Source organism: Nonomuraea helvata, from assembly GCF_039535785.1.
GTDB classification, from domain to species: domain Bacteria; phylum Actinomycetota; class Actinomycetes; order Streptosporangiales; family Streptosporangiaceae; genus Nonomuraea; species Nonomuraea helvata.
The window spans coordinates 679,795-701,602 of record NZ_BAAAXV010000012.1; the positions used below are offsets into that span (position 1 = coordinate 679,795).

26 protein-coding genes are annotated in these 21,808 nt (G+C 67.5%); 16 read left to right on the forward strand and 10 right to left on the reverse strand.

Annotated features, from left to right (window positions below):
• Window positions 1-815 precede the first annotated feature (815 nt).
• Complete coding sequence (locus tag ABD830_RS53545) at window positions 816-1,424, forward strand: hypothetical protein (protein WP_345003348.1); 609 nt, start codon at window positions 816-818, stop codon at window positions 1,422-1,424.
• A gap of 6 nt (window positions 1,425-1,430) precedes the next feature.
• Here the strand turns inward: ABD830_RS53545 and ABD830_RS53550 are convergent, their stop codons facing one another.
• Window positions 1,431-1,649: a hypothetical protein gene (locus tag ABD830_RS53550; RefSeq protein WP_345003349.1), complete on the reverse strand. Its 219-nt coding sequence runs from the start codon at window positions 1,647-1,649 to the stop codon at window positions 1,431-1,433.
• Window positions 1,650-1,750: 101 nt separating this feature from the next.
• Here ABD830_RS53550 and ABD830_RS53555 point away from each other — a divergent pair, with 101 nt between their 5' ends.
• Window positions 1,751-2,374 (forward strand): RICIN domain-containing protein, encoded by a 624-nt coding sequence (locus tag ABD830_RS53555; protein ID WP_345003350.1) that lies wholly within the window; start codon window positions 1,751-1,753, stop codon window positions 2,372-2,374.
• Window positions 2,375-2,510: 136 nt separating this feature from the next.
• Window positions 2,511-2,993 (forward strand): hypothetical protein, encoded by a 483-nt coding sequence (locus ABD830_RS53560; RefSeq protein ID WP_345003351.1) that lies wholly within the window; start codon window positions 2,511-2,513, stop codon window positions 2,991-2,993.
• Between the two features lie 452 nt (window positions 2,994-3,445).
• On the opposite strand, the gene ABD830_RS53565 is transcribed toward ABD830_RS53560, so the two are convergent.
• The gene (locus tag ABD830_RS53565; RefSeq protein ID WP_345003352.1) at window positions 3,446-4,363 is read right to left on the reverse strand and encodes a hypothetical protein; all 918 of its coding nucleotides are present in this window, start codon (window positions 4,361-4,363) and stop codon (window positions 3,446-3,448) included.
• Window positions 4,364-4,638: 275 nt separating this feature from the next.
• Between ABD830_RS53565 and ABD830_RS53570 the strand changes: the two genes are divergently transcribed.
• From ABD830_RS53570 to ABD830_RS53585, 4 genes are all read left to right on the forward strand, one after another.
• Window positions 4,639-5,043, forward strand: a complete 405-nt coding sequence (locus ABD830_RS53570; RefSeq protein WP_345003353.1) for a hypothetical protein — start codon at window positions 4,639-4,641, stop codon at window positions 5,041-5,043.
• Window positions 5,044-5,086: 43 nt separating this feature from the next.
• On the forward strand, window positions 5,087-5,953 hold the full coding sequence (locus ABD830_RS53575) for a dihydrofolate reductase family protein (RefSeq protein ID WP_345003354.1): 867 nt from the start codon (window positions 5,087-5,089) through the stop codon (window positions 5,951-5,953).
• The gene (locus ABD830_RS53580; protein WP_345003355.1) at window positions 5,950-7,185 is read left to right on the forward strand and encodes an RNA polymerase sigma factor; all 1,236 of its coding nucleotides are present in this window, start codon (window positions 5,950-5,952) and stop codon (window positions 7,183-7,185) included. The genes ABD830_RS53575 and ABD830_RS53580 overlap by 4 nt, the downstream gene beginning before the upstream one ends.
• A 434-nt stretch (window positions 7,186-7,619) precedes the next feature.
• Window positions 7,620-9,014 (forward strand): MFS transporter, encoded by a 1,395-nt coding sequence (locus tag ABD830_RS53585; protein ID WP_345003356.1) that lies wholly within the window; start codon window positions 7,620-7,622, stop codon window positions 9,012-9,014.
• Between the two features lie 242 nt (window positions 9,015-9,256).
• Here the strand turns inward: ABD830_RS53585 and ABD830_RS53590 are convergent, their stop codons facing one another.
• On the reverse strand, window positions 9,257-9,865 hold the full coding sequence (locus ABD830_RS53590; protein ID WP_345003357.1) for a TetR/AcrR family transcriptional regulator: 609 nt from the start codon (window positions 9,863-9,865) through the stop codon (window positions 9,257-9,259).
• 278 nt (window positions 9,866-10,143) lie between these two features.
• Here ABD830_RS53590 and ABD830_RS53595 point away from each other — a divergent pair, with 278 nt between their 5' ends.
• On the forward strand, window positions 10,144-10,704 hold the full coding sequence (locus ABD830_RS53595) for a hypothetical protein (protein WP_345003358.1): 561 nt from the start codon (window positions 10,144-10,146) through the stop codon (window positions 10,702-10,704).
• Window positions 10,705-10,898: 194 nt separating this feature from the next.
• Window positions 10,899-11,657: a hypothetical protein gene (locus ABD830_RS53600; protein WP_345003359.1), complete on the forward strand. Its 759-nt coding sequence runs from the start codon at window positions 10,899-10,901 to the stop codon at window positions 11,655-11,657.
• Between the two features lie 196 nt (window positions 11,658-11,853).
• Here the strand turns inward: ABD830_RS53600 and ABD830_RS53605 are convergent, their stop codons facing one another.
• Complete coding sequence (locus ABD830_RS53605; RefSeq protein WP_345003360.1) at window positions 11,854-12,021, reverse strand: hypothetical protein; 168 nt, start codon at window positions 12,019-12,021, stop codon at window positions 11,854-11,856.
• On the opposite strand from ABD830_RS53605, the gene ABD830_RS53610 reads away from it, so the two are divergent.
• Window positions 12,014-12,124, forward strand: a complete 111-nt coding sequence (locus ABD830_RS53610) for an NADPH-dependent FMN reductase (RefSeq protein ID WP_345003361.1) — start codon at window positions 12,014-12,016, stop codon at window positions 12,122-12,124. The two genes, ABD830_RS53605 and ABD830_RS53610, sit on opposite strands and share 8 nt — an antisense overlap.
• Window positions 12,125-12,154: 30 nt before the next feature.
• On the opposite strand, the gene ABD830_RS53615 is transcribed toward ABD830_RS53610, so the two are convergent.
• Window positions 12,155-12,772, reverse strand: coding sequence for a TetR/AcrR family transcriptional regulator (locus ABD830_RS53615; protein ID WP_345003362.1), 618 nt, complete (start codon window positions 12,770-12,772; stop codon window positions 12,155-12,157).
• A 162-nt stretch (window positions 12,773-12,934) separates the two neighbouring features.
• On the opposite strand from ABD830_RS53615, the gene ABD830_RS53620 reads away from it, so the two are divergent.
• Both ABD830_RS53620 and ABD830_RS53625 read left to right on the forward strand, forming a co-directional pair.
• The gene (locus ABD830_RS53620) at window positions 12,935-13,606 is read left to right on the forward strand and encodes a sulfotransferase family protein (protein ID WP_345003363.1); all 672 of its coding nucleotides are present in this window, start codon (window positions 12,935-12,937) and stop codon (window positions 13,604-13,606) included.
• Window positions 13,607-13,898: 292 nt separating this feature from the next.
• Window positions 13,899-15,491: an MDR family MFS transporter gene (locus ABD830_RS53625; protein ID WP_345003364.1), complete on the forward strand. Its 1,593-nt coding sequence runs from the start codon at window positions 13,899-13,901 to the stop codon at window positions 15,489-15,491.
• A 168-nt stretch (window positions 15,492-15,659) separates the two neighbouring features.
• Here the strand turns inward: ABD830_RS53625 and ABD830_RS53630 are convergent, their stop codons facing one another.
• From ABD830_RS53630 to ABD830_RS53645, 4 genes are all read right to left on the reverse strand, one after another.
• Window positions 15,660-16,046, reverse strand: a complete 387-nt coding sequence (locus ABD830_RS53630; RefSeq protein WP_345003365.1) for a hypothetical protein — start codon at window positions 16,044-16,046, stop codon at window positions 15,660-15,662.
• A 110-nt stretch (window positions 16,047-16,156) separates the two neighbouring features.
• Complete coding sequence (locus tag ABD830_RS53635; protein WP_345003366.1) at window positions 16,157-16,309, reverse strand: helix-turn-helix domain-containing protein; 153 nt, start codon at window positions 16,307-16,309, stop codon at window positions 16,157-16,159.
• A 98-nt stretch (window positions 16,310-16,407) separates the two neighbouring features.
• A complete protein-coding gene (locus ABD830_RS53640) occupies window positions 16,408-17,712 on the reverse strand; it encodes a M50 family metallopeptidase (protein WP_345003367.1) in 1,305 nt (434 codons plus the stop codon).
• A 254-nt stretch (window positions 17,713-17,966) separates the two neighbouring features.
• Complete coding sequence (locus ABD830_RS53645) at window positions 17,967-18,158, reverse strand: Rossmann-fold NAD(P)-binding domain-containing protein (RefSeq protein WP_345003368.1); 192 nt, start codon at window positions 18,156-18,158, stop codon at window positions 17,967-17,969.
• Between the two features lie 416 nt (window positions 18,159-18,574).
• Between ABD830_RS53645 and ABD830_RS53650 the strand changes: the two genes are divergently transcribed.
• From ABD830_RS53650 to ABD830_RS53660, 3 genes are all read left to right on the forward strand, one after another.
• Window positions 18,575-19,207, forward strand: coding sequence for an alpha/beta fold hydrolase (locus ABD830_RS53650; protein ID WP_345003369.1), 633 nt, complete (start codon window positions 18,575-18,577; stop codon window positions 19,205-19,207).
• A gap of 232 nt (window positions 19,208-19,439) precedes the next feature.
• Window positions 19,440-19,757 (forward strand): site-specific integrase, encoded by a 318-nt coding sequence (locus ABD830_RS53655; protein WP_345003370.1) that lies wholly within the window; start codon window positions 19,440-19,442, stop codon window positions 19,755-19,757.
• Window positions 19,758-19,812: 55 nt separating this feature from the next.
• Window positions 19,813-20,637: an SCO6745 family protein gene (locus tag ABD830_RS53660; RefSeq protein WP_345003371.1), complete on the forward strand. Its 825-nt coding sequence runs from the start codon at window positions 19,813-19,815 to the stop codon at window positions 20,635-20,637.
• Between the two features lie 197 nt (window positions 20,638-20,834).
• Here ABD830_RS53660 and ABD830_RS53665 read toward each other — a convergent pair whose 3' ends face one another.
• Window positions 20,835-21,191, reverse strand: a complete 357-nt coding sequence (locus tag ABD830_RS53665) for a winged helix-turn-helix transcriptional regulator (RefSeq protein WP_378520868.1) — start codon at window positions 21,189-21,191, stop codon at window positions 20,835-20,837.
• A gap of 151 nt (window positions 21,192-21,342) precedes the next feature.
• On the opposite strand from ABD830_RS53665, the gene ABD830_RS53670 reads away from it, so the two are divergent.
• Window positions 21,343-21,747 (forward strand): RidA family protein, encoded by a 405-nt coding sequence (locus tag ABD830_RS53670; protein WP_345003374.1) that lies wholly within the window; start codon window positions 21,343-21,345, stop codon window positions 21,745-21,747.
• Window positions 21,748-21,808 lie beyond the last annotated feature (61 nt).

Below are 21,808 nucleotides of genomic sequence, written 5' to 3' on the forward strand. Positions count from 1 at the left end.
GGCGGGAACCGCCAATGCGACGACGCAAGCTGTCCTCGCAATAGCGCCTGACAGCAACGCCTCGATAATGAACTTCTGGTACAAGCATATAGCTGATCAAATGAGCCATCCTGCAGACTCACCGGCCATGATCTGCACGTCTATGTGGACTGACCCACAGATGCCGTTCAAGGCGAGACATCCAGCATATACCGGGCACGTAACTCTTTCCCGCCGCGCTCCCGACGCTCGCCATACAGATGGAACCGTGATCGTCAGGGGCGGGAAGGTCTGGAGCCAAAGAGACCACGGAGCTCATCTCCGCTCGAATGCCGTCCCGGCGGCTTCTGATGATCTACCCACAGGTCGCGAGCAAGGCTCAGATCACCAAGGAAGAAATGGAATGCACCAGCGGCTCACCACAATCGTTGGCACATTGGCCGGCGCCCTGGTAATTCTGTTCGGCTTCGGCGCCCCGCCCACGCACAGCCGCAGGCCGGTCCGGACAAGGTCTCGGCCACCTGCTGGGAAAACACCTGCGCGGGGAAGGACCCCAACGCCACAGGGTGCTCCGCCGACATGCAGAGCCCGGCCGGCGCCAAAACCCAGGACCGCGAGCGTCTTCGACGGGTATGCGTGTTCCGCCTGCACCGTGATGATGAGCAGGGTCGGAAAGGCCGTCCGGGCATATTCCCACATGTTGAACCTGTACTGCACGCGTTGGCTCTAGCCCACGGTCCGCTGGAGGGGTGGCCGCCCGAGCGGGTCGGTTGAAACGTGCATCCGACTCAGATGGATATCACGCCGCGAAAAGCAGCACATGAAAGGTGGCTACAATGTCGAAAACTCGGCGACACTTGACTCCGCTGGCGATCATCGCGGCGGCCATGACCGTCGGCCTGACCCAGGCCGCATCGCCCGTGGCCGCCTCACCCCCGACCGCATCGCACACGGCTCCGGTAAGCCCTCCGGTGACCTCGCCCCAGTTGGTCGGGCTCTACGAACTGGCCACCCCGATCGACGGTTACTTCTACACCGCAAGCGTGGCCGAGCGGGACACGATGATCCGTGACCACGGCTTCAGATTCGTCGGCCAGGTGTATTCCATTTCCCGGACGACTTTCCCTGGCAGCACGGGACTTCACCGCCTGCGGGCCGCCGACCGGGACGCCTACTTGCTGGCGCTGCCGGATGAGGCGGACGCTCTCCAGGCCGGCGGCACGTTCGTGGACCAGGGCGTGGTGGGCTATATCGACGAGGATCCGGATGAATGGTCATCCAGGCTGTCCGCCGGCGGAAAGCTCGCCGCTGTATTCCGGATCAGCAAGGCGGGCGTATGGCGTGTGGTGAACACGCGTCTGATGGATCAGCTCTGCCTTGAGCCAGGGGCGACGTGGACTCTTGACGGTCTGCTGGCCAGCGTCTGGTCCCCCGACGGAGCGTGAACGCACTCATCTCACCTTCAGTGGGATATGGCGCTGACAATCCATGGGTCGGCGGGTGTGCGGTACGTCGATCGAGCCGCCTATATCCTCGCGCTGCCGGATGAGGCGATCGCTCTCCAGGATAGCGGCGCCTTCTTGAACGAAGGCGTACTGGGCTATGTCGACGAAGACGAAAAATCCGGCCCACCCCGGCCTGTCCGATGCGGTCTCGTAGAGGACGGGCATCTCCACAACGCTTCTATTCCTGACCCTGATCAGGCGTCCGGCCGGATCGGGGCCGGGGAGTCATGTCTGCCCAATTTCATCTCGTCGGAAAGAGAAGAGTCATGCCCATCAGGCAATCGATCTCGGCCATCACAGCCGTCGTACTGCTGGTTCTGGGTTTATCCGGGACGGCGAGCGCGTCTGCGGCACAGCCGGACATCGACACGACCGAGGAGACGGTGTCGGTCACCGGTGACGTGCCGCCGCCACCCCCGCCGCCGATGACGAAGGACGGGGTGCAACTCCAAGGCTCCTGGATCGGGCCCTACACGTTCCGGAACCTCAATAGCGGTAGGTGCCTGGACATTCTGGGCGCGTCCAAGGAGAGGGGCGCGCCGGCGGTGCAATATCGGTGCGTAGCCGGCGGGCGATCGCAGATGTGGTACCTCTGGCACACCGAAGGCGACGGCTTCATCGATTTCCACCTCATCGGCAACTCCTGGAGCGGGAAGTGCATCATGGAATGGAACGCCAATCGCCAGGCGCTGGTCAAGCAGATCGAGTGCAACACGTACGTGCCCGCCATGGTGTGGAGCAACACCGCGGACTACCCTCAATTTCAGCAGAACGATGAGTCCAATTTCTGCATGGAAGTCCAAGGCGGATCGCTGGACGACTTCGCCGCGATCGTCACTTGGGACTGCCATCACCAAGCCCACCAGGTTTGGCTCCGCTACAACGCCTGAGCGGTCGTGTCCCGCATCGTTCACGGCGGTTCCCGCGACCGCCGAACCGACCCGACCACCGGCTGAGAAGGACCTCGCGATCCCAGTCGCGAAATCCGTCGCGCCCGAGAGCGTCGATGCGGGCAAGTGAGGCGAGGTGCTGGGCAGTGGCCGGGAGAAGTCGTCCGACCGGGCGGTGACCACTGCGGGCGACGCCACCGGTTCTCATGTGCTGGCCAATGCCAGGGACGGGTATCGGTGGCGGACGGCGGCCTCGCTGCCGGAACCGGGCTTCGGCACCGACCCATGGATCGGCAACGTCTGCGTGACGGCCTCCGGGGATCGGGCGGTGATCGTCTACGCGCCGCGTACCTCCACCAACAAGAGCGAGCCGGCCGAGCGGGGCGGGTTCACCGCGATCGTGGACCCCGGTGCTGCACTTGCACGCCAGGGATCCGCGGGTGCCGCCCGCCGATCAGAGCACTCCGCGGCAGGTGGCATGCCGGCGTATTCGCCGCACAGCCTGTTTCCGTTGAAGGCGCTGGACGGCGGCGGGCAGGTCCCCGCGCAGATCATGATGGGAGTCGCGGTGCAGGAGCCCAACACCTGGCAAGCGGCCCGCTTCGCCGTCCCGGGGTGACCGCGAATCCGCTGATCGACAACTACTTCGGCATCGACTACTACAACGACGAAGACGAAGGCGACGACTGGACGATCAACTGGGCCGAGGCCGACTGCGGTTACGGCATCATGCAGATCACCTACGGCATGTGCCTGGCCGGTAAGCAGAAGCCCCCGCCTTCTGCTGTGGGTGCAGGCGCGCGAGGCGGTGGTGGTGGGGTCGGTACTGGAGGAACTGGCGCGGCAGCAAGCCGAAGCCTGCCAGCGGATCGAGGCAGCTCGCAGAGGTGCAGGCGCGGGGATCAACACATTCCTCGGCGTGCTGACCTCCGCCACCCTGGACGAACGGTGCACCGCCGCGGTCCCGGCGGTGCGCGTGGCGCTCCGCGCGTACCCTTTCCCGGCCAAACAGGGCGGCCGTGCCGCAAGCTGTAGCTCCATATTTCGCCTGCGACGAATCCGACCCTGTGGTCAACGATCGCGCTGACGCTTACCCTGCCGGCCGACGCTGACAGTGCGCACCGAGATGCCCTCGTCGGCGGCGGCGATGCCGACACCGGCGCTGGTACCCATCACGCACCACTGGTCCGAGGCGTGTGCGGCCTGTATCAGGCCGCTCGGCGCCGGCGCCGTGGCGATGGTCTCGCCTTCGTGATCCAGCAGCGCCACCTCGAAATCGCTGACCAGCCACATGCGCTCGTCTCCGGCCGGCATGGCGTATGCGCCGTAGCCATTACGCAAGTGCCGGGCCTTCTTCCGAGGAGTGAGCCACCCAACGCGGGAGTGGCGGCCCGCCCAGCGGGCGGTGACGAGAACTCCGCGAGCCGTGGCATAGCCCGTCAGCTCGGTTTCGTCGGCACCACCGGAGTGCCACAGTCCCAGGAGTTCCAGATCCAGGCTGAAATGCGCCACGACGCCTCGTTTCCCGTCTGCCACCACCAGTCCGTGTTCGGTGGCGGTCAGTGTCGGGTCATCGCCGATGACGCGGGAGATCGGTGACTCGTCGGTTGCCGCGAGACCGGGTGCCGCGTCGCCGAGGTCATCCAGGAGCACTTCGTTCTCCCAGTTGCCCGGCTTCCCGACAGCCAGTCGGCAGACCCCGCCGGTAGGAGGAAGGATCGCCACTAATCGCCCTTCGCCAAGGCCGGCCAGCCGCAACACCTCGTCCTCGTGGGCCGCGACGGGCGAGACATCGCTGAGCCGGAACTCCTGGACCCGGTTGCCGGCCCAGATCCGGTCGGCTGCTACGTCGACCGCCAGCGGGGTCTTCCAACCAAGGCCGTGCTGGGCCTTCGCCTCGCCGGACACCGCGAAATCGCGCAGGACCCGCACGACCCTCGTCCTGTCACACGCGTGGACCACCAGCTCGCCATCGGTCCAGATTTCCATGCCGCCTCCCGTGCCGACTTGATCGAGGAGGAGACCATATCGGAGGCATCAGACAGACAAGGCAGATTGCAGATCGGCCCTCAGCACCGCCGCCCCTGGCCCAGGGGGTCCAGAAACGGCTCTGGTCCGTAACCGATGGTGATGGCAATGCTGAGCGCTCATCTGTCGAGCTCACTAGGACGAATGCAACCTCGCCACCTGATCAAATCACTGGATGAGCAATACCCACACGTCTTCCGGCCGTGAGGCGATCGGCACCTGAACGCTGAACCAGGGTGCCCGGCACCAGTCCGACCTCCCGCGCCACTGCGGCGAGAGTCAGCTTTGCGGGGCCTACCCGGCCGATCACCGCGGCCGCTGCGCGCAAGATCTCCCTGTCGTCGATCCCTCGACGGAGCCCTGCCATCGCTCCCCTTTCAGCACAGCATCCTGACCGGGAGAGGGCGGTCGGACGTAGCGCAGAGCAGTGCGTAGCTTCGGGAGTTTCATGCCCCGAAGAGCAGGAGAAACTGATCAAGTTCAACACGCTGCCGGCCGACCTGGTCGTCTTCCACAACGCCCTCGACATCTCCGACGTGCGGCCGCTGGTCGCGGAGGGCTGGAACATCACCACCGACCAGCTCGGCCAGATCCCCCACCTGCGGGCCTCCATCGACACTGTCGTGCTGTCGGATCGCTGACGACCGGCCTCCCGGAAAATTCTTCAAGGAAGTCCCGGGAGGGGTGTCGGATCGGGGCGGTGGTGTTCGTAGCAGGGGTGAAGCGCCGAGGCGAAGGATGCGCGATCATGAAGCTGACGAGACCAGGACGTTCATCACACAGACCGACCAGACGCGCGCACATCCCATCGGCGTGGCCATGAACGAGGCCCTCAAGTACGTTGCCTCCACCACGCTCACCGCGCCGCGTTGGAAGGACACGACCGTTCTCCGCGGTGACCTCGCGGCGGCCATCGGTGAGCTGAAGGCCAAGCCCGGGGGCGAGCTGCAGGTGCACGGCAGTGGCATCCTGACCTGGTGGCTGCTGGAGAACGACCTGGTCGACGAGATGATTCTGATCGTGATCCCGGTGCTCCTCGGCCAGGGCGCGAAGACTGTTCCCGGAGACCGGTCCGGATCTTGCGCTCTACCTGGTCGAGTCGCGGGTCGACTTGACGGACGTGACGATCCAGATCTACCGGCCTGCCGGGCGCCCGCGGTATGCAAGAGCCTGAAATCCCTACCAACCGAACCACGCTGTCTTGACACCACAGGAGATGATCTTCAGATGCAGTATCTGGTTTCCGTGATCGATGACAAGAGCAATCCCGGCAGCACGGACAGGCAGCCGGCCATCAGCGCGTTCAACGAACGACTGATCGCCGAGGGCTACTGGGTTTTCGCGGGCGGACTCGCGGACACCGACTCGGCCACGGTCATCGACAACCGGGGCGAGCAGGCGGTGTTCAGCGACGGGCCTTTCGTGGAGTCGAAGGAGTACCTCGCCGGCGTCTGGGTGTGGGAGGCCCCCGATCTGGATGTGGCGCTCAGGCTCGCCGCCGAGGCGTCGAAGGTGTGCGATCGGAAGATCGAGGTGCGACCGTTCCTGTGAGCGACGTTGAGGAGGCGATCACTCGGGCCCACCACGACGAGTGGGCGCGGGTGGTGGCCGCTCTGACCAGGCGTTTCGGCGACCTCGGCATCGCCGAAGAGGCGGCTGCCGAGGCGTTCGCGACCGCCGTGGAGCGGTGGCGGACCGACGGCCTGCCCCCCAATCCGGGGGCGTGGCTGACCACCACCGCCAACCGCAAGGCCATCGACCGGATCCGGCGCGAGAACAAACGCGACGACAAGCACAAGGAGGCTCAGATGCTGCACGACAATGCCCCACCCGAGCCGCTGGGCGTCATCGACGACGACCGGCTCCGGCTGATCTTCATCTGCTGTCACCCGGCGCTGGCCGTGGAAGCGCGCGTGGCGTTGACCCTGCGTATGGTCGGCGGTCTGACCGTGCCCGAGATCGCCCGTGCCTTCCTGGTGCAGGGGACCACCATGGAGCAGCGCATCACCCGCGCGAAGGCCAAGATCAAGGCGGCGCGCATCCCCTATCGGATGCCGTCCGCCGACGATCTGCCGGCTCGTGTCTCCGGCGTCCTGGCCGTCCTCTACCTCGTCTACAACGAGGGCTACCTGGCCAGCGGCCCCGGCACCGATCCCGTACGACACGAGCTGACCACCGAGGCGATCCGGCTCACCCGCCTGATCCGCGCGCTCCTGCCGCAGGACGGAGAAGTGGCCGGCCTGCTGGCGCTGATGCTGCTCATCGAGGCCCGCCGCCCCGCCCGGGTCTCGGCCGGCGGCGAACTGGTCCCCCTGGCCGAGCAGGACCGCGGCGCCTGGGACGCGGAACTGATCGCCGAAGGTCATCGGCTGGTGCGCGAGCGCCTGGCCGCTGCCGCTGCCGGGGTGGCTCCGGGTCGCTACCAGATCCTCGCCGCGATCAACGCTGTGCACACCTCCGCCCGCGACATCCGCGACACCGACTGGTCGCAGATCCTCGCCCTCTACGACCAGCTCGTCCGCCTCGACCCCTCGCCGATCATCGCCCTCAACCGGGCCATCGCCGTGGCCGAGCTCGACGGTCCGGAGGTGGCACTGGCCATCGTTGACCACCTCGCCGAGGCGTTGGCCGGCTATCACGCCTACCACGCCACCCGCGCCGACCTGCTGCGCCGGCTGGGCCGAAGTCAGCAGTCACGCGCGGCCTACGACCGGGCCATCGAGCTGGCCGGCAACACCGGCGAGACCGCCTACCTCACCCGCCGCCGCGACCAGCTGCAGTAGCGCCCGTGTTTGCAGAGCACACGTGACACAGCGATGAAAGGCGAGGCGGGACGCTGCGCTATTGACGTGTTCAGACGCCAACCCTGCTCGCCGAGCGACGGCGCAGGATTCGGGGGCACCGGGCTGCGGCGGCCGTAGAGTCGCGGCCTGTTGTCGACCGGCCGCGACTCGCGCGGTACTGCTCGGCGGGCTGTTGGCCGGGGCTGTCGGTGCCGGCTTCCTCCTCTGCTACGGAGCGCCGCGACATCTCCAGCTGTCGCACGCGGCTGAGAAGCGTGCGTGGGTGCTTCCACACCACCGTGGTCGGTTCGCTGACGACGCGTGCCGGAAGATTTCGACGAAGGCGGTGTCGGATCAGGTCGGGGGCGTTCGTAGTGGGGGTGAGAGGCCGCCCAGGAGAGGCGCTCCGACGGAACCGAGAAGGACGTTTCCTCATGACTACCTTGACGGAGCCGAGCACCGTCACCACACGCCGCTCCAGCCGTCTGATGTGGGCGATCCTGGGGCTGGTGCTGCTCGCCGACGCCCTCGACGTCATCGATGCAACAGTTACGAACATCGCCGCCCCCACCATCGCCGGCGAACTCCACGGCGGGGAGAGTCTGATCAAGTGGTTGGGACCGGCGTACATGCTCGCCATGGGTGTCCTGCTCGTGGTCGGCGGACGGCTGGGTGACAAGTTCGGCCAGCGCAGGATTTTCCTGATCGGCATGGGCGGGTTCACCCTGGCCTCGGCGGCCGCCGGGTTCTCACCCGACCAGGTCCTGCTCATCGCCGCCCGGATTGCTCAGGGCGCGTTCGGGGCTCTGCTCATCCCGCAAGGCATGGCGATCATGACTAAAGCATTCGACCGCGACATGCTCGCCAAGGCGTTCGGGCTGTTCGGCCCGGTTCTCGGTCTCTCCAGTGTCGGCGGCCCGGTTCTGGCCGGTTTCCTCATCAGCGCCGACCTGTTCGGTCTGTCCTGGCGCCCGATCTTCCTCATCAACATCATCCTTGGCGTCATCGGGCTGGTCATTGCCGTCAAGCTCCTGCCGCGTGACGACGACGCCGACCGGTCCACCGTCGTCGACGGCTGGGCCTCCGGCCTGCTTGGGGTTACCATGCTCGGGCTGCTGTACGGCCTGATCGAGGGTTCGACCAACGGCTGGGGCGTCATCCCGGTCGTCTCGATCGTCGTCGGCGTCCTGTTCTTCGCTGCCTTCGCCTACCGTCAGCGCACCGCGGCCCACCCGCTCATCACGCCCTCGCTCATGAAGAACCGGGGTTTCACTTCCGGATTGCTCGTGTGCCTGGTCGCCGTCGCCGCCGGCACCGGCCTGCTCTTCGTGCTGTCGCTGTTCCTGCAGGAGGGGCTGCACGTCGGCCCGAGGGACACCTCGCTCGGGCTGGTGCCGCTCACCCTGGGACTCGTCGCCGCCGGGTTCGCCGCCATGGGTGGCCTGGTCGCCAAGCTCGGTCGCGGGCTCGTCTTCATCGGCCTCACCGTCGACCTCGTCGGTTGCGGTTGGGTACTGGCCCTCGTCGCCTACTCCGGGACGAACGTCAGCCTCTGGGCGCTGGCCCCGGCGTTCTTCGTCATCGGCGTCGGCATCGGCCTCAGCTTCGCCACGATCCCCGTCGTCGCTCTCGGCGACGCGAAACCCGACGAAGCCGGCAGCGCCAGCGGCTCGTTCAGCTCGATCCAGCAACTCGCTTCAGCGATCGGCTCGGCCGCGGTCACCTCGATCTTCTTCCAAGCCGGGACCTCCGGACTGGACCACGCGATAAAGTCACTCTCATCGTCGTTCTGGCGGTCACGGCCCTCAGCCTCCCGGTCGTCGCCCTGATGCCCCGCAACGCGCCGTCAGAACCCCGGCAGTGAGCAACCGGCCATCCTCGCCGCCTGGCTGACCAGCACCGCCAGCCGCAAAGCGATCGACCGGATCCCCATGGAAACCCCGCGCGCGTCTCGTACGGCACTTCCGAAACTTCGCCTCTGCGACTACATCTCCCATGCCGCCGCCGCACCGTGGGCGGCAACCGCCGACAGGGCTCGACCGCTTCATTCCTGAGCGGAGGACCTGCGGCTTCAGGCGCCCGCCGATCCGCTGTAGTCGGTGACGGCATAAACCTGCAGGAGTCTCTCGACTCCGTGCAGGAAGGTCTCGCAGATCAGCACCGGGTCGAACAGGCAGCCAGCGGCCATGGCGCCGTCGCGCATCATCACGAAGTGGCGTGCGGCCGGCTCGGCGCCGGTCTGCTGGATCTTGGTCAGCAGTTCCGTGACGGTTTCCAGGAACCATTGGCGGTGGGCGTGCACGGCCTGGCGCACCGGGGACTCGGGGTCGGGATACTCGGCGGCCGCGTTGAGGAAGGCGCATCCCCGGAAGCCGGGAGACTGGATGCTGTGGGCGATGGACGTACTGAGGGCCCGGATGGCGTCGGCGGCCGGTAGGCCGGCGGCCACGGCCTCCTCCGCCTGGCCCCGCATGGCCCGGTCGACCTCGTTCAGGTAGGCGAGGACAAGGTCTTCCTTGCTGGGGAAGTGCCGGTAGAGGGTGGCCCGCGTCGCCTGCGCCTCAGCGACGATGCGATCGATGCCGACGGCGTGGATGCCCTCCGCGTAGAAGAGCCGGGTGGCCGTGTCGAGCAGCCGGGACCGCGCTTCGGACGGCCGGCCTTCGGATTCACTGCGCATAGGACCACCCTAGTAGGTAGAACGTTCTGTCTTGACAGTTCGCACTGCAGATTGCAGGCTATGCGAGATAGAACGTTCTGTCTTGCGGGATCAGTGGCTTATCTGTCCGGCGTCCGCGGCACGGAGGACCTCGGACTTTCCGTCCTTCGTGAAGCCGGCCCGGATTCCCGCCGTGCATCTGCCGCGATCATGGCCGACAGCAGCGCACGTGCGCCGGGAGTGCCTTCCCGGAGCGAGCGAGGCGGTCTCCTCGTCGCTCAAACTCTGAAAGGATCATCATGAGCTCCATCGCTGCTTCGCCCGGCGTTTCCGGGACCGCCTCCGCGCTGCGACGGCTGTACTTCGTCCGGTTCGCGTTCGCCATCGTCTGGGCCCTCGCGATGTTCACGACCGCCGCGAACCTGGGTCCGCTCGCGGTCACTCTGCTCGTGCTCTACCCGCTGTTCGACGTGGCCGCCGCCATCATCGACGTCCGCGCGTCGCGCACCACCGGATCACCTGCCCTGCTGTACGTGAACATCGCGGTCAGCCTGATCACCGCCATCGGCGTGGCCATCGCCTGCGCGTCCGGCATCCCTGCGGTGCTGCGCGTGTGGGGCGCCTGGGCGGTCGTGGCCGGGCTGGTCCAGCTGATCGTGGGTGTCACTCGCCGCAAGATGGGCGGCCAGTGGCCGATGATCATCAGCGGCGGCATCTCCGTCCTCGCCGGAGCGTCGTTCATCCTCGGTGCGTCCGCGGCCAACCCGACACTGATCAACGCGGCCGGCTACGCCATCCCTGGCGGCATCTTCTTCCTCATCTCGGCCTTCCGTCTCGGCCGCGCCGCGAAGGGAAAGTGACATGAACAGCAACACGCCCGCATGGTCGTCGGTGAGTTTCCGCTGGACCGGCTGTGGCACGCGGTTGCGTCGTTCCGACGGTCAGTGAGGTGTGGCTGCGGCTGCTGGAGGCGTACGGCCGCTGACCGCCGGCATCTGCCGGCGCTGCTGGTGTGGTTGGAGGCGTACCAGCGGCTGGGGTACGGCATCGACCGGTGGCCCGGACCAGCACCGTCATCCTGTTGGCCACGTCGGTGCCGGTGGACAAGGCGGGGCTCGAGCTCCTGTCGGGGCTGTCCATCGATGATCACGGGAGGGTAGTCTGCCCGCCTCGGATCATGATCTACAGGAGGCGACGCGTGCACGCCACCCGATTGTCACGTCAGGAGTTCGTCGACTTGAAGGTCGACGGCCAGGGCATGGTCGTCGAGGACCTGCACCTCGACCGCTGCTCGTTTGTCATGTGCGACCTGGGGGCGGATGATCCGGACCTCAACCGGGTCGTCCGCAACGTCACCGTCTCCCGGTGCGTCTTCAACGGATGTGATGTGAAGGGCGTCTACTTCGACGAGGTCACGGTTTCCTGGCGGCGCTGGCCGACAGCCCGTTCGACTCGATGGTGGCGGTCGCGCCCAAGCGGTCGGCATTCTTTCCGAACATATTCGCGGATCTGGAGGAGTTGCGGAAGCTGGGCCTTGCCGAGTAGCGGCCCCGGTGTCCTTGAAGCTCCACCATTTCCGCCGCCGCCTGCGGACCGCCCCTTCGGAGGCGCGTCGCACGATGGCGCGGATGTTGACCGGGCCGAAGCGCGGCGGCATCGCCACCATGCGGAACTCGTCCGAACCGTTTCCCCAGCCGCCCACTCCATGATCACACGTCAGGACAGCCCGGAGGTTTCGCGGTCATCTGGGGCAGTACAGGGCGTGTTCGGCGGCGTCGGCCAGCAGGGTCGCGACGGTGTCGGCCGGCAGTGACCGGCCGCTGTACAGCAGGTCGAAGGCATCGAAGCTGGTGTGGAGCCAGAGCAGGTGACCGGCGTGGCGTCGACCATGGCGGTGAAGCCTCCGTGGTGGAGCAGGTCCATGCCGAGCGCGTCGAACAGGCCCATATGCGATCCGAACACGGTGCAGCTCATCGAGCGGGACACCTCGGCGAGCTGCCGGCCGGGGCCTATCGGTCCTGGTGAAGCCGCTCGACCATCAGCACAAGGAGACCTGGATGCCCCGCATCGCCGTCGTCGTCGGCAGTACCCGCCCCGGCGGCTTTCGGCGCCCACACCAGCCCGCACACCCGCCGCTGGTCGGCGGCGGTCGCGGCGTTCGACGCGTACGTGTTCATCACCCCTGAGTGCAACCACTCTTTCCCCGCCGCGCTGACGAACGCCCTGGACTACCTGCACGCCGAATGGCAGGACAAGGCCGCCGGATTCGCCGGCTACTGACCGCCCCGCGGCGATGCCGCTCACACCGACTTACTCGGGGACGGGGAGCCGTGGTGCCGGGAACAGGTCGCCGACCAGCAGCGTCGCCGCTTGCGTGGCAATGGTGAGGATGTCGTCGTCCGTGGCATCGGTGCCCTGAGCGGCCAGCACGGCATTGTGCACGCTGAGCAGGGCCATGCGGACGCGCAGGCGGTCGGTCAGCGGCGCGTCGGGGCCGAGGAGGAGCTGTGCCGCCCTGCCGATCCGTTCCATCGGGCCGCCCTCCCGCGCAGGCATCACTGTGCGCATCGCGGCATGGTTGGCGGCGGCGAACCGCATGGTCCGCAGTCCCTGCCTGGCGCTCAGGGCGATCCAGCGGCCCAGGAACTCCGACGGCAGCTGGGGAGTGCGTGGCTGGCCTGCGGCCCAGTCGAGCAGGTCGTCGAGCGCACGCATGTTGTCTTGGAAGAGGCTGACGATGATCGCCTCTTTGCTGTCGAAATGGTAGTAGAGCGCCGCCTTGGTGATGCCGAGCTGCTCGGCGATCTCGCGCATCGAGGTGGCGTCGTAGCCGCGCTCGGTGAACAGCGACAGCGCGGCCTGCTGGATGTCGGCCCGCGTCTGGCTGCCCTTGCGCCGCGGGGCCGTCACCCGTTCCGTCTTTGCCATCGCTCTTCCTTACTCCCGAGCTCAGCTCTCGGGTGAGTTTACCCTCTCTTGCTTACCTGTCGGTCAGCAAGTATTTTACTAACCGGCCGGTAGGCAATGCATGCGCGGCAAAGTGCCGGCCACGAGCCCGGATCGCCGTGTCCGAGAGAGGAAGGAGCCGATATGGGTCTGCGAGTCGTGGGGGCGGGGTTTCCGCGTACGGGGACCACGTCGCTGAAGGCGGCGTTGGAGCGGCTGCTCGGGGCGCCCTGCTACCACATGAGGGAGCTGTTCGGGCGGCCGGACGACGCCGCGGTCTGGCGCGACGCCTACGCGGGCGTCATGCCGGACTGGCACCGATTCCTCGCAGGGTACGCCGCCGGGGTGGACTGGCCGGTGTCGTGGTTCTGGCGCGACCTGTCGGCCGCGTTCCCGGACGCGCTGGTGCTGCTGTCCCGGCGGGAAAGTGCCGAGCGTTGGTACCAGAGCATGGATCGTACGGTGCTGGAAGGAGCGCGCCGTCTGACGCGCGGCGACTTCGCCGGCGCGCGGCCGCCGATGCTCGCCGGCGGCACCCCCGAACAGGCGCGCGCCACGGAGGAGATGATCCGGGCCATGTTCGGCGGCGCGTTCGACGACCCCCATGACCGCGACAACGTCATCGCGGCCTACGAGCGGCACCTCGATGAGGTCCGCGCCACCGTACCGGCACACCGGCTGCTGGAATGGCAGCCGGCCGACGGCTGGCAGCCGTTGTGCGCCGCACTCGACCTCCCGATCCCGGACGAGCCGTTCCCTCACGAGAACACCACAGCCGAGATGCAGGCCCGGATCAACGACATGGGCGGCCGATGACCTCAGCGCCGCGTCAGATGCCGGCGAGGGCCGGCCGGCCCGCATGAACCGCGTCGCCGTCGAGATCAAGAACGCTGCCCCAAGCCAACGCCACCGGCTCGCCGACGCCGACCCCCGACCACACCGGCCCAGCCTGGCTTTCTGCTGGCCGGCGCGCCAGGACTGACAACTCGCCGCCCCCCACATCCTCAAACAGCCGGAGATGCCTCGCCGCCAATTGCTTACCTGCCGGTCGGCAAGTAGACTTGCCGACCGGCAGGTAAGTTTTCTTTGCATGGCAGGAGCCCACGTAATGGCAGAAGACAGCGCGAAAGACGCGACCACTCCCCCGCCGACGGAGCAGCAGGCCGGACTGGGATTCAGTCACCGCCAGATCCTGGTGACAATGAGCGGCCTGGTCATCGCCATGCTGCTGGCGATGCTCGACAACATGATCGTCGCCCCGGCGCTGCCGACCATCGTCGGCGAACTGGGCGGCCTGAACCACCTGGCCTGGGTGACCACCGGCTACATCCTGGCCTCCACCGTCGCCACACCGATCTGGGGCAAACTCGGCGACCTGTACGGCCGGCGCATCGTCTTCGTCGCCGCCGTCGCCCTCTTCCTCCTCGGCTCGGTCCTGTGCGGGATGTCCCAGGACATGGTCCAGCTGATCGGTTTCCGCGCGCTGCAAGGCCTGGGAGCGGGCGGCCTCATGGTCGGCGTACTGTCGATCATCGGTGAGATGATCCCGCCGCGCGACCGCAGCAAGTACCAGGGCGTGATGATGGCCGCCATGCCGGTGGCCATGATCGGCGGCCCGCTCATCGGCGGCTTCATCACCGACAACCTCAGCTGGCGCTGGGCCTTCTACGTCAACCTCCCGCTCGGCGCCATCACCCTGGTCCTGTGCTGGATCACCCTGGCCAGACTGCCCAAGGGCACCGGCAAGGCCGTCATCGACTGGTGGGGCACCGCGCTGCTGACCGTGTGGATCACCGCCCTCGTGCTCATCACCAGCTGGGGCGGCACCCAGTACGACTGGAACTCACCCCAGATCCTCGGCCTGGCGGCGCTGGCCGTGGTCGGGTTCGTCGCCTTCGTGATCGTCCAACGGCGCGCAGCCGAGCCGATCATGCCGCTGCGGGTCTTCAAGAGCCGCAACTTCTCCCTGGCCGGCGCCGTCGCCTTCATCTCGGGTTTCGCCATGTTCGGCGCCACCGGCTTCCTGCCGCAGTTCCAGCAGTTCGTCCAGGGCTCCTCGGCCACCAACAGCGGCCTGCTCCTCATGCCGATGATGATCGCCGCAATGATCGTCAGCCTGGCCGGCGGCTCACTGATCAGCAAGACCGGACACTACAAATCGCTGCCCATCATCGGCTCCATCCTCGTCACCGCCGGCCTCGCACTGTTCGCCACCGTGAACCTCGACACCTCCACCACGACGACAGCCCTCTACATGGTGGTTCTCGGCGCCGGCATGGGCGCACTCATGCAGACCAGCACCCTCATCGCCCAGAACAGCCTCGACCTGCGCGACATGGGCGCCGGCACCGGAGTGTCGACCTTCCTGCGCAACATGGGCAGCTCTCTCGGCGTCTCCCTGCTCGGCGCCCTCTACACCAGCCAACTGACCGACTCCCTGACCGGCGCCGGACCGGCCGCGCAGAACGTCGCCTCCGCCGCCACCTCGATGACCCCCCAAGCGCTGCGCGCCCTGCCCGAAGCGGCCCGGCACCTGTTCCAGCAGGCCGTCACCGACGGCATCACCACCCTGTTCACCTGGGGCGCCGCCGTGACCGCCGTCGGCATCATCCTGGCTCTCTTCATCCGCCAGGTCCCGCTGCGCAGCGCCGCCGCACCGGCCACCACCCCCGACGCCGAACCGGTCGCCGCCGGCAGGTGAGGCCATCCACCCCGAGCAGCTCGCCATGACAACGCCGACCTCCCCCACCCGGCATCGGGTGGGGGAGAAGACCATCAAGTTCAACGAGCTGATGGCCAACTGCGTCATTCATTCGACCGCCTGTGCCAAGCGTGGCCGGTTGGGCTCCCGCGCGGCAAGCCGCCTGCGTCAGTCCTTGTCGGCCGGCAGGGTCGGGTAGTCGGTCATGGGATACAGGCCGACGGCGAATCCGTAGGTCGTCTCCCCGGAACGGGGAACCTGATCGAACTCCTGCACCAGGTCCTTGATCCGGTGCCAGAACTCCGTGGCCCGCTCCGGCGAGATCCGGGCGTGCCGGATGAACGCCCACAATTGGTGAGCCTGATAGGCCGCGGCGGACTCCTTGGCCGCGACCTTGAAGTCGTTGAAGTCCAGCGGGAGCGGGCCGCCGCCGGGCGATTGGCCGACGCTGACGTAGAACATGCGGGCCGTGCGGCCGTAGTAGCGCTCATCGATGGCCCGCACTCGCCGGGTCCGCACCACGCGCAGCAGCCCAGCATCGGCCAGCTCCGTCACGGTCGCGGCGCGCTCGTGCAGGAGGCCGAGGATCGTGGTCCGCAGCGGATCGCCAATGGCCCGTACCTGTTCGGGGGTGCTGAGCTCGATCGTCTCGGCATAGCTGCTGGTCAGCGTTGTGCGAGTGCCGCGTAGGCGGTGGAGCGGCCGATTTCGAGCGTGCGGGCGGCCTCAGTGACCGAGACACCGTCGTCGACCAGGCGGCGCAGCGTGGCCAGTTCGGCGGGGCCGCTAGCGCGGGGGCGGCCGGTCTTGATGGACATGCGAGATCAGGAGCTCGTCGCCGACCCCGGAGATCCCTGGCCTGACCTTCTGTATTGTCGAAGGGCCTGGCGCGGATCTATTGGGACAAACCGGTCCGTCAGTTCGTCAGTGTGAGCGGGTTGACCAGGTCGGCGTAGACGAGCAGGCCTGCCATGATCATCATCGCCAGTGCAGCCGCGTACGTCAGCGGCAGCAGCTTGGCGATGTCGACGTGCTTGGGCTTCGGCCGCCGCATGATCTTGGCGTAGGCCCGTTTGAGGCCCTCCCAGAGGCCGCCCGCGATGTGTCCGCCGTCGAGCGGCAGCAGCGGGATCAGGTTGAACATGCCGATCGCCAGGTTGAAGCCTGCCAGCAGGTTGACGAAGGTGGCGATCTTCTCCTCGTTGGACAGGTCGGAGGTCAGAATCTCGCCGCCCAAGCGACCCGCCCCGACCATGCCCACCGGGCCCTCGGGGTCGCGCTCATCGCCGGAGAAGGCCGCGCGCCAGATGCCGACCATCTTCTCCGGCATATTGAAGATCGAGCCCGCCGCCCTGGCCGTTTGCCCGCCCATGTAGCCGAGCACCTGGCCAAAGCTCTGCCGCTCCATAACCTCGGTGGGCCGCACGCCGAGGAAGCCGACGTTCTTGTCGGTCTTCTCGGGGTCGTCGAGGTTGGGCTGGTCTTGGGCGATCAGCGTGACGTCGAACGTCATCGGCTTGCCGTCACGCACGATGCCGAGCTTGACCGGGCCGGCGCCGTGGGAGCGGATCAGGCGCTTGGCGTCTTCCCAGGAGCCGATCGTGGCGCCGTCGAAGGAGACCATGTGGTCGCCCGGCTTGAGGCCCGCCTGCGCGGCCGGGGTGAGCCGGTCGCCGGGCTTGCAGGCGGCGCGCTGCTCGGAACTGGGGATCACGCACGTTTCGGTGGCGGGCGAGACGATCGGGGCATCGGTGGGCAGGCCGATGCCGACCAGCAGGATGGTGAAGAAGACGAACGCCAGCACGAAGTTCATCAACGGCCCGCCGGACATGACGATGACCTTCTGCCACCACTTCTTGCGGTAGAAGACGCGGTTCTCGTCGCCTGGACGCACCTCTTCCAGCGCGGCCTCGCGGGCGGTCTCGATCAGCCCCTGGAAAGGTCCTGTCGCCGTGCTCCTGACCTTGGTGGGATCCTCTCCGGGGCGCGGCGGCAGCATTCCGATCATGCGGATGTAGCCGCCGAACGGGATCCACTTGATGCCGTATTCGGTCTCGCCCTTGCGCCGGGACCAGGCCGTGGGGCCGAAGCCCACCATGTACTGGGTCACCTTGAAGCCGAAGAGCTTGGCCGGCACCAGGTGGCCGAGCTCGTGCAGCGCGATGGAGATCATCAACCCGAGGAGGAAGAGGATGATCCCCGCGACGTAGAGCCAGTTCATCTTGGGGCACTCCTCGGCAGGCGGCAAGGACAGCTGTGAAGGATGAGGCGAAAGATGCGAAGCTCCAATGTAGTCGAACTCGCCACACCACAAGGCTGACCGCATTTCCCGAGCACCCTGCAAACAGGACGAGCGGAAGATGAAATGAGGTCACTGGCTCCGTCCGCCGAACGGCGAGAGCACCACGACGTTCGCATTGCCCGTGGCAAGATCGGCGTTGGCCGTTCCCGGTTCTGCTCGATCGTTCTCCGCGCCTACCAGCGCAACTGCCCGGTTTCGTCTTGGAACGTGCCTGTCGGACCGTCCACGTCGAGGATTGCCAGGCGCACGACAGTTCTGGCGCTCTCTTCCGGTGACCTTCCGATTCCGAAGGCCGCGGTCATGTCGGTCGCGGTGGTGCCGGGCTCGGTGACGCGCACGATGCCCACCGCGTTGGTGTCGAACACGCGCAGAGCCGTGGGACCGTCGATGACTCCGTCTCCCAAGATGCCCGCGTTGTGCACCAGAACGTCGAGCCGACCCTCGGCCTCGTCGATCGTCGCCAGAGCGATGAACGCCAGGAGCTGGCCGACGCCGCCCTACGCAACTGGCCGCTCTCCTGAGAACCGCCCGGCGCGCCATCCTGGCCGCCGCGGCGCTGTTCCTGGTGGCCGAGTTCTTGCCCGGTCCCGGCAGAGCACGGCAGATCTCCGGGCTACGGGCGTACGGCCGGCTGCGCCGCTCTCGTCGCCCCGATCAGCGTCGGCGGTCAGCGCCTTGACCTGCACAGCGCCTTCGTGCTTGTCGTCCTGGAACCGCAGGACAGGCCCGGCGGCCGTCCGGCGACGAAGATCTGTCGTACCTGTGTGGAAGACTGCCCGGCGTGCCGGCAGAGTTCGAGAGGTTCGACATCGCCACGTCCGACACGACGATCCACGGCGTCCGTGGTGGGACGGGGCCGCCCGTCCTTCTGCTGCATGGCATCCCCGAGACGCACCTGATGTGGCACCGGGTGGCGCCCCAGCTGGCCGAGCGGTTCACCGTGGTCGCCACCGACCTGCGTGGCTTCGGTGCCAGCGGCAAGCCGCCGAGCACGCCTGACCACACCCCTTACAGCATGCGCGCGATCGCCCGCGATCAGGTCGAGGTCATGCGCGCGCTGGGGTTCGAGCGGTTCTCCGTGGCCGGGCACGATCGGGGCGCCCGTTGCGCGTACCGGATGGCGCTCGACCATGCCGAGGCGGTCGCCCGGCTGGCCGTGCTCGACATCGTGCCCACCGGGGACGCCTTCGGTCGCGCCGACATGGACTTCGCCCTTGGATACTGGGTGTGGTCGTTCCTGGCGGCACCGGAGCCGGTGCCCGAGCGGCTGATTGCGGCGGCGCCTTCCGTTTTCGTGGGTCACATGCTCGACTCCTGGTCACAGGCGCCGGATGCCTTCTCGCCCGAGGTGCGGGAAGCCTACATGGCGCAGTTCACCGATCCCGCCACCGTGCACGCCATCTGCGAGGAGTAACGCGCCGCCGCGACGCTCGACTGCGAGCATGACGAGGCTGACCGCGGCAAGCGGCGCATCGCCTGTCCGACGCTCGCCCTGTGGAGCGCGGCCGGACCGATCGCCGAGTGGTACGAGCCGCTGGAGATCTGGCGGGCATGGGCCGACGACGTGCGCGGGGGGGCCATCGACTGTGGGCACTTCCTCCCTGAGGAGGCTCCCGACGAGACGGCCCGGCATCTCCTCGACTTCTTTGCTTGAACCGGCCCGGTGCGTGTCTCCCCTGCCCGGCGCTCGCCGGGCCGATCGGCGCCCGCACACCGGCCGCGCCCGGCTCGGCTACGACCGCGCCCGCGTCCTGCTGGACGAATACGCCGGGCTCGACCTGGACCAGCTGCATCACAGCGCCGCGACCCGCCTCGGCGAAGCCGAGATCCCGCTGCAGCTCATCATGGGCAAGACCCGGCACAAGAACCCCCGCGCCGCGATGCGCTACGTCAAACCCGTGATACTGCGACACTGCCTGGCAGAATCGATCGGAGTTGTCGGATCCTGGCCATGTTGTTCGTAGTTGGGGTGAGAAGCCGCCCACGAGGGCGCTGTCACGACTTAGGGAGATGCGAACGATGCCGCACCCTCAGGCCAAGGTCCACCGCATGTTCGAGCTCGTCGAGCCGATCGCCACCGTCACCTTCTCCGAGGTGGTGAACGAGGCGTTCCTGGCCCTCGGTATGCGCGACTACTGGGACGGGTATTTCGCGGGCCGGGCCGCGCCGCTGGGGCCGGCACCGGCCGCGGTGGTGCACGCGGTCTTCTACAACTTCGCCGACGGCGAGGTGGCGCGCCACATCCCCTGGGTGTGGGGGAAGATCACCCCGCAGGAGGCGATCGCCGTGCGCGAGCGGGCCAGCGCCGCCGCGCTGCGGCAGATGATCGGGGAGCTTGCCGACTCCCCCGCTCTGGTACGGGTCGCCGACCTCGCCACCCGAGCAGCGCTCAGCGCGCCGACCGAGGGCCGAGCGCTGTACGCCGGGCTGCGGGCGCTCGACGTGCCCGAGGAGCCGGTGGCCAGGCTCTGGCACGCGGCGACGCTGCTGCGGGAGCACCGCGGGGACGGCCACAACGCCGCCCTCGTCGCCCACGGCATCGGCGGCACCGAGTCCCACGTCCTCATGGCCCTTTCCCTCGGGATGAGGGCGGAGGAGTTCGGCCGGATCCACCACCTGCCCAAGGCACAGCTGGCCGCTGTCGTCGACGGGCTGCGCGGCCGCGGCCTCGTGGACGCCGCCGGCGGGTTCACCCACGCCGGCCGGGAGGCCAAGCAGCGGATCGAGGCCCTCACCGATGAGCTGGCAGCCCCGGCGTACGACGTGCTCGCTGCGGACGAGCTCGACGAGCTGGCCGCGGGGCTCGAGCCGATCGCCGCCGCGGTACGGGCCGCCGACGACTGAGCGGACGCATCAGGCGACGGCCACGACCTCCAGCTGGCGGGCCGCTGAGCGTCTTCTGGGGTGTCGATCGCGTCCGGGGTGGTGCGATGGCCCTGGGATGGGCGGCGGGCCAAGTACGGAGAAAGAGGCGGTGACCCATGATCATCTTGTCGAAGACTTGGGCCGACAGCTTCATCCCGTCCACTTGGCCTGAGTCGTCAGGCGTCGAAGCGCCGGCGGGCGGTCTCGATGTGGCCGAAGTACTGGTGGGTCCAGCCGCAGATGAGATCAACCGTCGCGCGCAGGGCCTGGCCCGGCTCGGTGAGGGTGTACTCGACTCGCGGCGGCACAGTGGGATGCACCTTCCGCTCGGCCAGGCCGTTGCGCTCCAGCATGCGCAGGTTCTGGGTGAGCATCTTGTGGCTGATGCCCTCGACCTCGTCGCGCAGCTCGCTGAAGCGGAGGGTGCGCTCACCGAGAGCCTCGATGATGAGCAACGCCCACTTGTTGGCGACATCCGAGAAGATCTCCCGCGCCAGGGAGTCCGCACGCCTCAGGTCCGCTTCGTCAGCCATGCCTGCGAACTGCTTGGTCACCATGAGGTTCCCCAGTCTCTAAAAAGTGCGTTCTTCCATGTCAGCGAACACTCTCCTATGGTTTCTGAGTAACCGCAAGAGAGCACAGGCGCCCTCCGGTGCCTCGATCACATAACCAACAGGAGATCTCATGGCTGTTTCGCTCATCAACCCTGACGGGCATGTCCAAGTCCCGCTCTACCACCACGTCGCGGTGGCGACGGGGAGCAGACAGGTCCACATCGCGGGACAGGTCGCCTGGGACGAGAACGGCGAGCTCGTGGCACCGGGCGACCTCGCCGGGCAGATCGCCCAGGTCTACCGCAACGTCGCCAAAGCGCTGGACGCGGCCGGAGCGACGTTCCACGACGTCGTCCGCTTCACGTGGTACGCCGCAGGCTGGAAGAGAGAGATGTACGACGCCTTCAAGGCGGGCATCGAACAGGCGGCCCGCGAGTTCGACATCGCCACGCCGCCGGCCGCGCTGATCGGGGTGGACGTGCTGTTCGAGCCCGGCATCCTCATCGAGGCCGAAGTCACCGCGGTCATCGATTGACGCGGTCGCACCAGGTGCCCGTCTCGGTGCATCGCCTACCACGCCGGGATGTTCACCCGGG

What these genes read in the sequence shown, in the direction of transcription:
- ABD830_RS53665 (WP_378520868.1), bottom strand. Translation starts at nt 21,191, where the DNA reads ATGGCTGACGAAGCGGACCTGAGGCGTGCGGACTCCCTGGCGCGGGAG.
- ABD830_RS53585 (WP_345003356.1), top strand. Translation starts at nt 7,620, where the DNA reads ATGACTACCTTGACGGAGCCGAGCACCGTCACCACACGCCGCTCCAGC.
- ABD830_RS53565 (WP_345003352.1), bottom strand. Translation starts at nt 4,363, where the DNA reads ATGGAAATCTGGACCGATGGCGAGCTGGTGGTCCACGCGTGTGACAGG.
- ABD830_RS53620 (WP_345003363.1), top strand. Translation starts at nt 12,935, where the DNA reads ATGGGTCTGCGAGTCGTGGGGGCGGGGTTTCCGCGTACGGGGACCACG.
- ABD830_RS53615 (WP_345003362.1), bottom strand. Translation starts at nt 12,772, where the DNA reads ATGGCAAAGACGGAACGGGTGACGGCCCCGCGGCGCAAGGGCAGCCAG.
- ABD830_RS53625 (WP_345003364.1), top strand. Translation starts at nt 13,899, where the DNA reads ATGGCAGAAGACAGCGCGAAAGACGCGACCACTCCCCCGCCGACGGAG.
- ABD830_RS53590 (WP_345003357.1), bottom strand. Translation starts at nt 9,865, where the DNA reads ATGCGCAGTGAATCCGAAGGCCGGCCGTCCGAAGCGCGGTCCCGGCTG.
- ABD830_RS53635 (WP_345003366.1), bottom strand. Translation starts at nt 16,309, where the DNA reads ATGTCCATCAAGACCGGCCGCCCCCGCGCTAGCGGCCCCGCCGAACTG.
- ABD830_RS53670 (WP_345003374.1), top strand. Translation starts at nt 21,343, where the DNA reads ATGGCTGTTTCGCTCATCAACCCTGACGGGCATGTCCAAGTCCCGCTC.
- ABD830_RS53555 (WP_345003350.1), top strand. Translation starts at nt 1,751, where the DNA reads ATGCCCATCAGGCAATCGATCTCGGCCATCACAGCCGTCGTACTGCTG.
- ABD830_RS53550 (WP_345003349.1), bottom strand. Translation starts at nt 1,649, where the DNA reads ATGCCCGTCCTCTACGAGACCGCATCGGACAGGCCGGGGTGGGCCGGA.
- ABD830_RS53595 (WP_345003358.1), top strand. Translation starts at nt 10,144, where the DNA reads ATGAGCTCCATCGCTGCTTCGCCCGGCGTTTCCGGGACCGCCTCCGCG.
- ABD830_RS53640 (WP_345003367.1), bottom strand. Translation starts at nt 17,712, where the DNA reads ATGAACTGGCTCTACGTCGCGGGGATCATCCTCTTCCTCCTCGGGTTG.
- ABD830_RS53660 (WP_345003371.1), top strand. Translation starts at nt 19,813, where the DNA reads ATGCCGCACCCTCAGGCCAAGGTCCACCGCATGTTCGAGCTCGTCGAG.
- ABD830_RS53605 (WP_345003360.1), bottom strand. Translation starts at nt 12,021, where the DNA reads ATGAACACGTACGCGTCGAACGCCGCGACCGCCGCCGACCAGCGGCGG.
- ABD830_RS53545 (WP_345003348.1), top strand. Translation starts at nt 816, where the DNA reads ATGTCGAAAACTCGGCGACACTTGACTCCGCTGGCGATCATCGCGGCG.